The organism is Pseudomonas sp. B3G-3 (genome assembly GCF_028640915.1).
Classification (GTDB): Bacteria; Pseudomonadota; Gammaproteobacteria; order Pseudomonadales; family Pseudomonadaceae; genus Aquipseudomonas; species Aquipseudomonas chlororaphis_I.
In genome coordinates this window covers 1-11,466 of sequence record NZ_JAQZAB010000127.1, presented here as the reverse complement: position 1 = coordinate 11,466, position 11,466 = coordinate 1, and the positions used below count along the sequence as shown (strand labels likewise).

Below are 11,466 nucleotides of genomic sequence, written 5' to 3'. Positions count from 1 at the left end.
GCGCCGACCCCGGCCTATGCCAAAAGCGCTCAGCCGCGCTGGCGTTTTTTGCCATGTTCACAGCCACAGAGAGCAGTCATTCCATGCGGGAAAAGGATTCGGTCGCGGTCTACTTCGTGCAGGTCATGGTCCACGCCTTGCGTGAGCGGCCCGAGCGCCTGGCCGCGGTGCTGGCCGAGGCGGGCATCGATCCGGCCTTGCTCGGCCAGCCCGAGGCGCGGGTGCCGGCCAGCGCGTTCGCGGCCCTGTGGCTGATCCAGATCCGCGAGCTGCAGGACGAGTTTTTCCAGCTCGATTCCCACGGCCTGCCGCCGGGGGCTTTTGCTCTGATCTGCCGGGGGCTGATCCAGGAGCCGACCCTGGAAAAGGCCCTGCGCCAGTGCCTGGCCAACTTCGGCCTGTTCCTGCGCGACTTTCGCGGCAGCCTCAGTGTGCGCGGCAAGCGCGCGGTGCTGAGCCTCGACAGCCAGCCTCGCGATGAAGCCACCGGGCGTTTTGGCGAAGAGACCTTCCTGGTGCTGATGATCAGCCTGCTGTGCTGGCTCGGCGGGCGGCGCATTGCCATCGACCGCGCCGACTTCCGTTATCCGCGCCTGTCCCTGAGCGACGATGCCTTGCTCTGGGGACCGAACCTGACCTTTGGCGCCGAGCGCACCGAAATCGAGTTCGCCAGCCGCTTCCTGCGCTTGCCGGTGGTCCAGGACCTGGCTTCGCTCAAGGTCTTTCTGCGCAGCGCGCCGCAATGGCTGGTGATCCGTTTTCGCAACCAGCACGGCCTGGCGACCCAGGTCTATCAACGTCTGCGCCGCAGTCACTACAGCCAGTGGCCGACCCTGGAAGCCTTCGCCGGCGAGGTGCAGGTCAGCCCCAGCACCCTGCGGCGGCGCCTGGAGCGCGAGGGCGTGTCGTACCAGGAAATCAAGGACGAAGTGCGCCGCGGCATGGCCGTCGAACTGCTGCGCCAGAGCCGCGCGAGCATCGGCGAAATCGCCGAGCGCACCGGCTTCCAGGAGCCCAGCGCCTTCCATCGTGCGTTCAAGAAATGGACCGGCGAAAGCCCGGGGCGCTACCGCACGCGGTACCAGCCGCCGACCTGACAGACTGGCGCGCCCGCCTCAGTTCAAACCGACAACCCCAACCCCAACGCCTGCAACTGGCGACGGGTTTCAGCCGCGGACTGATGGTGAATCGCATTCCAGCCCAGGGCCTTGGCGGCGACGATATTCGGTGCGTGATCGTCGATGAACACCAGCTCCTGGGGCGCCACCTCCGGCAGGTGCGCGCGGATGCGTTGCAGGGTGGTGTGGTAGATCTCCGCGTCAGGCTTGATCTGCCGCTCCTGCCCGGACACCACGATGTCGCGAAAACGCTGCAGGAACGGATAGTTGTCCCAGGCATAGGGGAAGGTTTCCTGGGACCAGTTGGTCAGCCCGAACAGCGGCATCTGTGCCTGATGCAGGTCTTCCAGCAAGGCCACGCCGTCATCCAGCTGGCCGCGGAGCATTTCCGGCCAGCGCCCGTAATAGGCTTCGATCAGGGGCGCATGTTCCGGGTGTTCGGCCACCAGGCTGCGGGTCGCTTCGGCCAGCGTTCGCCCGGCGTCCTGCCGGGTATTCCAGGCCTGGGTGCAAATGGTGTCGAGGAACCATTGGCGGCGGGCATCGTCAGGGATCAGTTGGCGGTACAGATGGTGCGGATTCCAGTCGAACAGCACGCCACCAAAATCGAAAACCACAGCACGAATTGTCATGAGCACGTCCTTTGAGCGGTTGTGGGTCAGGGCAGACATCCTGCGACGGTAGGCGATGCAATGCAATTTGCCGGTGGCCCGGGCCCGGTTTCCGGCGCAGCGACATGCGCTGCTCGCCGGGCTGTTCGAGCCGGGGCCACAGCCCTCTTTCAGTCGACAATCACCTGTTCGTTCGGGTCATCGCCCAGGCACACCGTCAGCTGTTGCCCGGCCTTGTTGAACGCACAGTTGGGCAAGGCCTGCTGCTTGATGAAGTTCAGCGATGGGAGGAGGAACAGGCTGGCGAGGATCAGCGCGCCGACGGTCCGGGGCAGCAGCACATCCGCGCTAGTGGCGACCGGGCGGGGCTTGAGGCGCCCGCGTCGATACCAGTACAGACCGCTGAAGACCAAGGCGCAGCCGATCGCCATGGCGTAGTCCAGTTCCCAGGCTTGCGGGCTGAAGATCAGGTTGCCGTCGGCATCGTCCGGGTAATTGATCCGCCACCAGGCGCCCAGCAGCAGCGGCACCAGGCCGGCGACGATCCAGGCCAGGCGGGCGCCGGGCATGCGCGTGAGCAGGGCCAGGCCCAGGCCGAGGGCGCATAGGAGCCAGATGCCGAGGTACAGCTGAAAGCCCATGGCCCCGCCGAACAGGGTGCCGCTGACGTCCCGGGGGACGATCAGTTGCAGATCGGTAAACACCATCACGGACAGCGGGGCCGCTACGGCGATTCCGCTGAGGACGGCGTTGATCCATAACCACAAAGTGAACAGGCGATGCATGGGCGTACTCGACAAAGACAGGAAAGGAGATGGCACGGGGCGTGCCGGATTCAAGAGAATGGCAAGCCACTGCCGGTGGCGGACAGGGTCGGTTCACCAGGCTGGAATGGGCGAGTAGCTAAGGTGCGGATCAGGTGCGCAGTGTCGGGCAGCAGCATGGCTGGCCGGGCAATGATCGGGGCAGGCGCCAACACGTTTCTTCCTTGGGCGGTGTTCGGGGCGCGCAGTATGCAAGGCCGCCGGCGGTTTTGCATCAGCCGCCGTGCAGCAGGGCGGGGCACGGAGGCCCCGCCCGAGGGGGTTAGAACTGCTCCGCTTCCAGGCCGAAAAGCGAGGAACTGCCGGCGCGAATGCTCTGCTCCAGGCTGAGGATGCGCGGCAGCAGACGGCTGAAGTAGAAGCGCGCCGTGGCCAGCTTGGCGCCGTAGAAACTTTCGTCCTCGGCGTGCTTGTGCTCGGCCACCTGGGCCATGCGCGCCCACAGGTAGGCGTAGGCCACGTAGCCGAACAGGTGCAGGTACTCGACGCAGGCGCTGCCCACCGCGTTGGGGTTTTGCACCGCCTGCTCCCGTAGCCAGTCGCTGAGGTCTTCCAGGCGCTGCACCGCGTCCAGCAATTCGGCGGCGTAGGCGGCGCCGGGCAGGTAGGCGTAGTCGCGGATCTCGCCGGTGAACAGGCGCAGGGCCACGCCGCCGTTGCCCACCACCTTGCGGCCCAGCAGGTCGAGGGCCTGGATGCCGTTGGTGCCTTCGTAGATCTGCGCGATGCGCACATCCCGCACCAGTTGCTCCTGGCCCCATTCGCGGATATAGCCGTGGCCGCCGAAGACCTGCTGGCCGAGGATGCAACTGTCCAGCCCGGTGTCGGTGAAGAATGCCTTGGCCACCGGGGTCAGCAGCGCCACCAGGGCCTCGGCGTTGTGCCGCTCGTGGGGCTGGTCGGCGAACTTGGCCAGGTCCAGCTGCTGGCCGACGTAGCTGGCGAAGGCCCGGCCGCCCTCGGTCATGGCTTTCATGGACAGCAGCATGCGCCGCACATCGGGGTGGACGATGATCGGGTCGGCGATCTTGTCCTTGGCCACCGGGCCTGCGGGCGAGCGGCTCTGGATGCGCTCGCGGGCATAGGTGCGGGCGTTCTGGTAGGCGTTCTCGGCGCAACCGATGCCCTGGATGCCGATCGACAGGCGCTCGTAGTTCATCATGGTGAACATCGCCGCCAGGCCCTTGTTGGCCTCGCCGATCAGCCAGCCAGTGGCGCCGTCGAAGTTCAGCACGCAGGTGGCCGAGGCCTTGATCCCCATCTTGTGCTCGATGGAACCGCAGCTCACCGCGTTGGCCTGGCCGAGGTTGCCCTGGGCGTCGACCTGGATCTTCGGCACCAGGAACAGCGAGATGCCCTTGGGCCCGGCCGGAGCGTCCGGCAGCTTGGCCAGGACCAGGTGGATGATGTTTTCGGTCAGGTCCTGCTCGCCGCCGGTGATGAAGATCTTGCTGCCGCTGATCCGGTAGCTGCCGTCGGCCTGGGGTTCGGCGCGGGTGCGGATGATCCCCAGGTCGGTGCCGGCATGGGCCTCGGTCAGGCACATGGAGCCGGCCCAGCGGCCTTCGTACATGGGCGGCAGGTACAGCGCCTTGAGTGCCTCGCTGGCGTGGGCGTCGATGGCCAGGCAGGCGCCGGAGCTCAGGGCCGAATACAGGGCAAAGCTGGAATTGGCGGCGTAGAGCATCTCTTCGAACTGCACCGCGAGCATCTTCGGCATGCCCATGCCGCCGTAGGCCGGGTTGCCGCTCAGGCCGACCCAGCCGCCCTGGATATAGGTGCCGTAGGCCTCCTTGAAACCGGCGGGGGTGCGCACCCGGCCGTTGTCCCAGGTGACGCCTTCCTCGTCGCCGCTGCGGTTGAGCGGGGCGATCAGCTGGCCGGTGACCTTGGCCGCCTCTTCGAGAATCGCATCGGCGGTGTCGGCATCCACCGTCTCGGCCAGGGCCGGTAGCCGGGCCCAGAGTTTGGGCGCGTTGAACACCTCATGGAGAACGAAGCGCATGTCGCGCAGGGGGGCGTTGAATTCGGGCATTGCAGGAACCTCGGGCAAGAGTGGAGGTTGAACGGCCGGGGCCGGGTGATTCAAAAAGGCTAGACCCCGCCATGCCGACTCCCGGCAGGGCAACGGCGTGCGCGGGGTTTCTGTCTATTCAAGCTAGAGGTTTTTCGCCATGTCGCGCAGGACGAATTTCTGGATCTTGCCGGTGGAGGTCTTGGGCAACTGGCTGAACACCACGGTGCGCGGCACCTTGAAGCCCGCCAGGTGTTCCCGACAGAAGGCGATGATCTGCGCCTCGCTGACCTGCTGGTGATCGGCCTTGAGGGTGATGAAGGCGCAGGGCGTCTCGCCCCATTTCTCGTCGGGCCGCGCCACCACCGCGGCTTCCAGCACCGCCGGGTGGCGATAGAGCACGCCTTCCAGTTCGATGGTGGAGATGTTCTCGCCGCCGGAAATGATGATGTCCTTGAGCCGGTCGCGGATCTCCACATAACCGTCCGGGTGGGTCACCCCCAGGTCGCCGGTGTGGAACCAGCCGCCCTCGAAGGCCTCGGCGGTGGCGCTGGGGTTCTTCAGGTAGCCCTTCATCACCGTGTTGCCGCGCATGAAAATCTCGCCGATGGTCTGGCCGTCGCGGGGCGTGGGTTCGAGGGTTTTCGGGTCGGCCACCATCACCCCTTCCAGGGTCGGGTAACGCACGCCCTGGCGCGACTTGATCTGCGCCCGCTGTTCCAGGGGCAACTTGTCCCAGGCCGCGTGCCAGGCGCACAGGGTTACCGGGCCGTAGACCTCGGTCAGGACGTAGACGTGGGTCACCTTGATGCCCATTTCCTCCACCGCGCCTATCACCTTGGCCGGTGGCGCGGCCCCGGCGACCATGGTATTGACCGGGTGGTCGATGGCGGCCTTGGCCGAGTCCGGCATGTTCACCAGGGCATTGAGCACGATCGGCGCGCCGCACAGGTGCGTGACCTGGTGCTCGCGGATCAGGTTGAGGATCTTCTGCGGGTCGACCCGGCGCAGGAACACATGCACCCCGGCCAGGGCGGTGACGGTCCAGGGGTAGCACCAGCCGTTGCAGTGGAACATCGGCAGGGTCCACAGGTACACCGGGTGGTTGCCCATGGCCCAGGTCATCTGGTTGCCCAGGGCGTTGAGGTAGGCGCCGCGGTGGTGATAGACCACGCCCTTGGGGTTGCCGGTGGTGCCTGAGGTGTAGTTCAGGGCGATGGCCTGCCATTCGTCATCCGGCCACTGCCAGGCGAATGCCGGGTCGCCCTCGGCGAGGAAGGCCTCGTAGTCCAGCTCGCTGACCGGCTGGCCCTCGCCGTACTCGGGGTCGTCGAGGTCGATCACCAAAGGCGGCTGGTCGAGCATGGCGATGGCGGCGTGGATCACCTCATGGAATTCGCGGTCGGCGATCAGCACCTTGGCCTCGCCGTGGGCCAGCATGAAGGCGATGGCCTCGGCGTCCAGGCGCACGTTGAGGGCGTTGAGCACGGCGCCGATCATCGGCACGCCGAAGTGGGCTTCGAGCATGGCCGGGATATTCGGCAGCATCACCGCCACCGTGTCGTTCTTGCCGATCCCGCGCCCGGCCAGGGCCGAAGCCAGGCGCCGGCAGCGGCTGTAGGTCTGGGCCCAGGTGCGGCGGATCGAACCGTGGATCACCGCCGGGTAATCGGGGTAAACGGCGGCGGTGCGCTCGATGAAGCTCAAGGGGGACAGGGCGATATGGTTGACGGCCGTCGGCGCGAGGCCTTGCTCGTAGATGGACATGGTTCGGGTACCCGGTGGCTGATTGTTAGCTCTATTGGCCGAGACCGTTTTTAACGGCGCTCGGTGACTTATCCGGAGGCTTTTATATACTGCTTGGCAATGGATATGGAAGTACTACCTGAGTTGTATGGTATTTCTACTATATTAATAATTCGCTGATCCAGCCCGCAGGTTTATCGACGATGCCCACCTCCACCCACTTGAATCGCTGGCTGCGCCTGCAGCGTGAAGGCCGGCTGCCGGATTCGCCCTGGCTCGGCCATGACCCGCAACCCAGCCTGTTGCTGGACGCCGAGGCGCGGCCGCTGGACCTGAATCCGGCGCTCCGGCAATGGCTGGATGCCGAGGCGTCGAGCGAGGTCGCGGCGCTGCTGCCGGTCAATCACCCGGCCCTGGTCCGTGCGTGCCTGGAGCAGCAGCGGGCCATCGAAGAGGTCGAGGCCCAGTGGGGCGATCGGGTGCTGCTCTGGAGCTTTATCCCCGACCCGCACCGGCAACGGGTCCTGGCCCGTTGCCGCGAAGCCACGGCGCAGATCCTCGCCGAGCGCGAGTCGGCCACGGCCCGGCGCCTGTACCGGCTGATCACCGAAAACACCACCGACCTGATTTCCCGGCATACGCCCGACGGCACCTTTCTCGACGCCTCGCCAGCCTCCTGGACCCTGCTCGGCTACTGGCCCGAAGAGCTGCGCGGGCGCCTGGCCCGCAGCCTGTTCCACAGCCAGGACCTGGCCGGGCTGACGCAGCGCACCCGGGACGCCCTGGAGCAGGACGGCTACCACACCATGACCTTTCGCATCCGCCATCGCGACGGCCATTACCTGTGGTTCGAGACCGCCTGCCGGGCGATCCGCGAAACCTACACCGGGGCGGTGGTGGAAGTGGTGGCGGTATCCCGGGACATCACCTCCCGGGTCCAGGCCGAAGAGAACAAGCGGCGCCTGGCGGAAGTGGTGGAGGCCAACCCCGACCCGGTGCTGTTCATCCAGCCCGGCGGCGCGGTGACCTACCTCAACCCGGCGGCCCGGCGCACCCTGGGCCTGGAGGCCGGGCAGCCGATGCCGGACCTGGCAAGCATCCTCACCCCGGAGGTGCTGGACAGCCTGCAACGCGAAGGCTGGCACCGCGCCGAACACACAGGCCGCTGGAGCATCGAAGCGCGCCTGCAACCGCCGGCCGGCGGCGCGTCGGTGCCGGTGTCGCTGATGCTGCTGGCCCATCGCGCGGCCAGTGGCGAGCGCTTCTATTCCCTGGTGGCCCACGACCAGAGCGAACGGGAATTGCGCGAGGCCCAGCAGCGCCATCACCAGGACGAACTGGCCCACACCGCGCGCCTGGTGACCCTGGGCGAACTGGCCTCGGGCATCGCCCATGAGATCAATCAGCCGCTGGCGGCGGTGGTCAATTACGCCAACGCCAGCCAGCGCTATCTGCAAGCCTTGGATACTCAACCCCAGGCTGTGCAAAAGGTTGCCCAGGGCCTGGAGCGGATCGCCGAACAGGCCACCCACGCCGCCGAAGTGATCAAGCGCCTGCGGGCCTTTTTGCGCAAGGGCGGGCGCCGGGTCCAGGCCCTGGACCTCGCCGAGGTGGCCCGGGAAACGGTGCGCCTGTGCGCCTGGGAGGCGCAGGCCTGCCAGGTGACGATCGAGCTGCGCCTGGCGGATAATCTGCCGCCGGTGTACGCCGACCGGATCTTGCTCGAGCAGGTGCTGTTGAACCTGCTGCGCAACGCCATCGAGGCCAATCGCGAGGTGCATCCGCAGCAGGGCTCGCAGATCGTCCTCGGCGCCCAGGCCAGTGGCGAAGGCGGGGTCGAGGTCAGCGTCAGCGACCAGGGCCCGGGCGTCTCCGCCGAGCAACTGGCGCAGCTGTTCACCCCGTTCTACACCAGCAAGGCCAACGGCCTGGGGCTCGGGCTGTCCATGAGCCGCAGCATCGTCGAAGGCTTCGGCGGCGACTTGCAGGCCCAGCCCCAGAGCCACGGCTTGAAGATGTGCTGCCACTTGCCGGCGACGGCCCCGGCGCAAGCCGATTCACCCACCCATCCGACAACAGGAGCAAGGCAATGACGAGTGTGGCGCAGCAGCTGGTGTATGTGGTCGACGACGACCCGGGCATGCTCGACTCCACCGTCTGGCTGCTGGAGTCGGTGGGCCTCAAGGCGGTGCCCTTCACCAGCGGCCGGGAATTCCTCGAACACTGCGACCCGAGCCTCGACGCCTGCGTGCTGCTGGATGTGCGCATGCCCGGCATGGGCGGGCTGAATGTCCAGGAAGAGCTGCGCCAGCGGGATATCCACCTGCCACTGATCTTTGTCAGCGGCCACGCCGATGTGCCCATCGTGGTGCGGGCATTCAAGGCCGGCGCCGTGGATTTCATCGAGAAGCCCTACAACGAACAGCTGCTGCTGGACAGCGTGCAGCAGGCCCTGAGCCGCGCCGACGACCGCCACAGCCGCAACGCCGGGCAGGCCCGGATCGAAGCGCGCCTGGAGAGCCTCACGCCGCGGGAGAGGGATGTGTTGCTGCCGTTGGTGCAGGGCTACAGCAATCGCGAGATCGCCGAGCAGCTGGGGGTCAGCGTCAAGACCATCGACCTGTACCGGTCACGGGTGATGAAACGCATGCAGGCCGAGCACCTGCCGGAACTGGTGGGCATGGCCATCGCTGTCGGCCTGGTGGACCCGCTGCAATTGCGCTGAGGCTGCGGCTACCGCACTTTTTGCGTTTTTGCGGTTCTATTCAGGGCCAGGCCGCGCCGATCCCCGCGCGGCCAGAGTCCAGAACGGTGCCGATGGTTTATCCGCTTTCTCGTTGTTTTCTGCGCGTCTTTTGCCTGCGTATAGTGCGCCAGCCGCTGTGGCTGGCGGCTGTCTTGATGGTCTGCGCCAGTGGCTGCAGCCAGCAGCAGGGGCGTGACATGGCCCACCAGTTCAGCAATGGCAAACCCCAGGAGTTCTTCCAGACCAGTGTCGACCGCATGGCCACCCTGAGCATGCGCGACAACCTGCAAAGCCTGTACCTGCTGATGAACAAGCTCTACCTGCGCAACCCCAACCAGTGGCGCGAGTGGGGTTACACCGATGCTACCAGTGCCGCGCGGGACATCCGCCAGGCCATTGAGCAGCAGAAGTCTTTGCCGGCCCTGGGTAACCGCCGCGACCTGGCTGCCTTGAGTTATGCCTTGAGCCCGGAGTTTCGTGGCGACCGGGTCGGCGCCTTTATCTATGCCATTGGCAGCATGCTGGTCACCGCCCATGGCGGGCGCACCGAGTTTTTCATGACCGACACTATCGACCCGCAGTTCGTCAGCAACGCTGCACGCAATATCGAAAAGGCCACCTGGATGCTCAGTCAGCGGCAGGGGGCCAATGGGGAGTTGTTGCTGTTTTCCAATGAGATTTCGGAGGAGGGCAGCAATCTGAGTTTTGCTGTGGAGTTTGGGAAGATCGTTGCGCGGTTGGATTTGTTGACGCAGATGCTGGATGAGCGTTATCGGCGCATTGGGTTGAATTATGCGCAGAGCTTGTTGCTGATGAATTTTTTGCCGGTGCAGTAGATCGCGATCTTGTGTACGTATCCGTTGCTGCGGGGCTTCTGTAGGAGCGAAGCTTGCTCGCGATGGCGTCGGCTCTGGCACTACACTTTTTGGGCGGTGTACATATCCATTCCTGCGGTAACGGCCACTTAGGGTTCCGCCCTTACGGCCATCCCTTTCAAGGTCTTGGGTAAAATCCGCTGAAATTCAGTCAGGAAGACCCGAACGATGTGGGCCGATGTACTAGCGCGATTCGAGAAAAAAGCACCTGCCAGCGTGATGGCCAAACTTGCCTTGGAGCAAGCCATTGCGCCGGAGTGGGTCGATCAGGTTTTCGAAGAACACCGGCAACGGCAGTACTCCCGCGAATTGCTGTTCTCAACCATCGTTAAGCTCATGTCCCTTGTTTCATTGGGCTTGAAGCCGTCATTACATGCCGCGGCCAAGCAACTGGAGGATCTTCCGGTTAGCCTGGCGGCCCTTTACGACAAGGTCAGCCGTACCGAACCGGCTCTGTTGCGCGCCTTGGTCACAGGTTGCGCGCAGCGCCTGACTCCGACGATCAAGGAGTTGGGGGGCTCAGCCATGCTGCCCGATTGGCAGGTTCGGGTGGTAGACGGCAGCCACCTGGCGTCCACCGAAAAGCGCCTTGGAGCACTACGGCACGAGCGCGGAGCGGCTCGTCCCGGATTCTCGGTCGTGGTCTACGATCCCGACCTGGATCAGGTCATTGACCTGCAACCCTGCGAAGACGCCTACGCAAGCGAGCGAGTCTGCGTGTTGCCGCTACTGTCCGATGCCAAGACGAACCAGGTTTGGATCGCTGATCGGCTCTACTGCACGCTTCCTGTAATGGAGGCCTGTGAACAAGTGAAAACGTCATTTGTCATTCGCCAGCAGGCCAAGCACCCGCGCCTGATTCAAGAGGGCGAGTGGCAAGCATCTTTGCCTGTTGCAACAGGTACGGTGCGTGAACAAAGCATTGAGGTAAGAGGGGGGCATCAGTGGCGACGCATCGAGTTGACGCTCCATTCACCAAACGACTCAGGTGACCGCAGTTTGATGTTCTGGAGCAACCTGCCCGAGAGCATCAGCGCACCGCAGATCGCGGACTTCTATCGCCGTCGTTGGAGTATTGAAGGGATGTTCCAGCGACTGGAAGCCATTCTGGAAAGTGAAATTGAATCTCTCGGCAGTCCACGAGCTGCCTTGCTTGGATTCACCACTGCCGTGCTGGCGTACAACGTACTGGCCTTGCTCAAGCGCAGCGTCGAACACGCTCATCGAGAGACTCAGCCTGAGGGCTGGGAGGCTTCGATCTATCACTTGGCGATCCAGGTCAGAGCTGGATATGAGGGCATGCAGATCGCTCTGCCCGTCGAATATCTACCGATCGTCTCAATGGAAAAACTGGCCCAGCGCTTGTTGGAATTAGCCAAGAACATTCAACCCAAGCAAGTCGCCAAAAGCCAACGAGGCCCCAAGGTACCCAAGCCCAGGACATGGGTTCAAGGGACGGCGGTACATGCCCACGTTTCAACAGACAGGGTCATCAAGGCTGCCAAAACGAAAAGACCTTGAAAGGGATGGCC

Annotated in this window: 9 protein-coding genes; 5 read left to right on the top strand and 4 right to left on the bottom strand. The window is 64.8% G+C overall.

Annotation, left to right across the window (positions count from 1 at the left end):
- Positions 1-83: 83 nt before the first annotated feature.
- Positions 84-1,097: an AraC family transcriptional regulator gene (locus PVZ80_RS27615; RefSeq protein ID WP_273864881.1), complete on the top strand. Its 1,014-nt coding sequence runs from the start codon at positions 84-86 to the stop codon at positions 1,095-1,097.
- A 23-nt stretch (positions 1,098-1,120) separates the two neighbouring features.
- On the opposite strand, the gene PVZ80_RS27610 is transcribed toward PVZ80_RS27615, so the two are convergent.
- The 4 genes from PVZ80_RS27610 to PVZ80_RS27595 all read right to left on the bottom strand — a co-directional run bounded on the left by PVZ80_RS27610 (position 1,121) and on the right by PVZ80_RS27595 (position 6,334).
- A complete protein-coding gene (locus tag PVZ80_RS27610; RefSeq protein WP_016704867.1) occupies positions 1,121-1,750 on the bottom strand; it encodes an HAD family hydrolase in 630 nt (209 codons plus the stop codon).
- A 149-nt stretch (positions 1,751-1,899) separates the two neighbouring features.
- Entirely contained in the window at positions 1,900-2,514 is a 615-nt protein-coding gene (locus PVZ80_RS27605; protein WP_124354770.1) for a hypothetical protein, read from the bottom strand.
- Between the two features lie 301 nt (positions 2,515-2,815).
- The gene (locus tag PVZ80_RS27600; protein ID WP_038631326.1) at positions 2,816-4,588 is read right to left on the bottom strand and encodes an acyl-CoA dehydrogenase C-terminal domain-containing protein; all 1,773 of its coding nucleotides are present in this window, start codon (positions 4,586-4,588) and stop codon (positions 2,816-2,818) included.
- A gap of 123 nt (positions 4,589-4,711) precedes the next feature.
- Positions 4,712-6,334 (bottom strand): acyl-CoA synthetase, encoded by a 1,623-nt coding sequence (locus PVZ80_RS27595; RefSeq protein WP_273864845.1) that lies wholly within the window; start codon positions 6,332-6,334, stop codon positions 4,712-4,714.
- A gap of 182 nt (positions 6,335-6,516) precedes the next feature.
- Between PVZ80_RS27595 and PVZ80_RS27590 the strand changes: the two genes are divergently transcribed.
- The 4 genes from PVZ80_RS27590 (at position 6,517) to PVZ80_RS27575 (ending at position 11,455) form a co-directional block, all read left to right on the top strand.
- The gene (locus PVZ80_RS27590; protein WP_273864844.1) at positions 6,517-8,406 is read left to right on the top strand and encodes a PAS domain-containing sensor histidine kinase; all 1,890 of its coding nucleotides are present in this window, start codon (positions 6,517-6,519) and stop codon (positions 8,404-8,406) included.
- A complete protein-coding gene (locus tag PVZ80_RS27585) occupies positions 8,403-9,038 on the top strand; it encodes a response regulator transcription factor (protein ID WP_273864843.1) in 636 nt (211 codons plus the stop codon). The genes PVZ80_RS27590 and PVZ80_RS27585 overlap by 4 nt, the downstream gene beginning before the upstream one ends.
- A gap of 92 nt (positions 9,039-9,130) precedes the next feature.
- Complete coding sequence (locus PVZ80_RS27580) at positions 9,131-9,895, top strand: hypothetical protein (RefSeq protein ID WP_273864842.1); 765 nt, start codon at positions 9,131-9,133, stop codon at positions 9,893-9,895.
- A 258-nt stretch (positions 9,896-10,153) separates the two neighbouring features.
- Positions 10,154-11,455: an IS4 family transposase gene (locus tag PVZ80_RS27575; protein WP_080710636.1), complete on the top strand. Its 1,302-nt coding sequence runs from the start codon at positions 10,154-10,156 to the stop codon at positions 11,453-11,455.
- The last annotated feature ends 11 nt before the right edge of the window (positions 11,456-11,466 follow it).

Excerpts from the sequence above, each read along its gene's own strand:
- PVZ80_RS27615 (WP_273864881.1), top strand. The coding sequence starts at position 84 with ATGCGGGAAAAGGATTCGGTCGCGGTCTACTTCGTGCAGGTCATGGTC.
- PVZ80_RS27610 (WP_016704867.1), bottom strand. The coding sequence starts at position 1,750 with ATGACAATTCGTGCTGTGGTTTTCGATTTTGGTGGCGTGCTGTTCGAC.
- PVZ80_RS27605 (WP_124354770.1), bottom strand. The coding sequence starts at position 2,514 with ATGCATCGCCTGTTCACTTTGTGGTTATGGATCAACGCCGTCCTCAGC.
- PVZ80_RS27600 (WP_038631326.1), bottom strand. The coding sequence starts at position 4,588 with ATGCCCGAATTCAACGCCCCCCTGCGCGACATGCGCTTCGTTCTCCAT.
- PVZ80_RS27595 (WP_273864845.1), bottom strand. The coding sequence starts at position 6,334 with ATGTCCATCTACGAGCAAGGCCTCGCGCCGACGGCCGTCAACCATATC.
- PVZ80_RS27590 (WP_273864844.1), top strand. The coding sequence starts at position 6,517 with ATGCCCACCTCCACCCACTTGAATCGCTGGCTGCGCCTGCAGCGTGAA.
- PVZ80_RS27585 (WP_273864843.1), top strand. The coding sequence starts at position 8,403 with ATGACGAGTGTGGCGCAGCAGCTGGTGTATGTGGTCGACGACGACCCG.
- PVZ80_RS27580 (WP_273864842.1), top strand. The coding sequence starts at position 9,131 with ATGGTTTATCCGCTTTCTCGTTGTTTTCTGCGCGTCTTTTGCCTGCGT.
- PVZ80_RS27575 (WP_080710636.1), top strand. The coding sequence starts at position 10,154 with ATGGCCAAACTTGCCTTGGAGCAAGCCATTGCGCCGGAGTGGGTCGAT.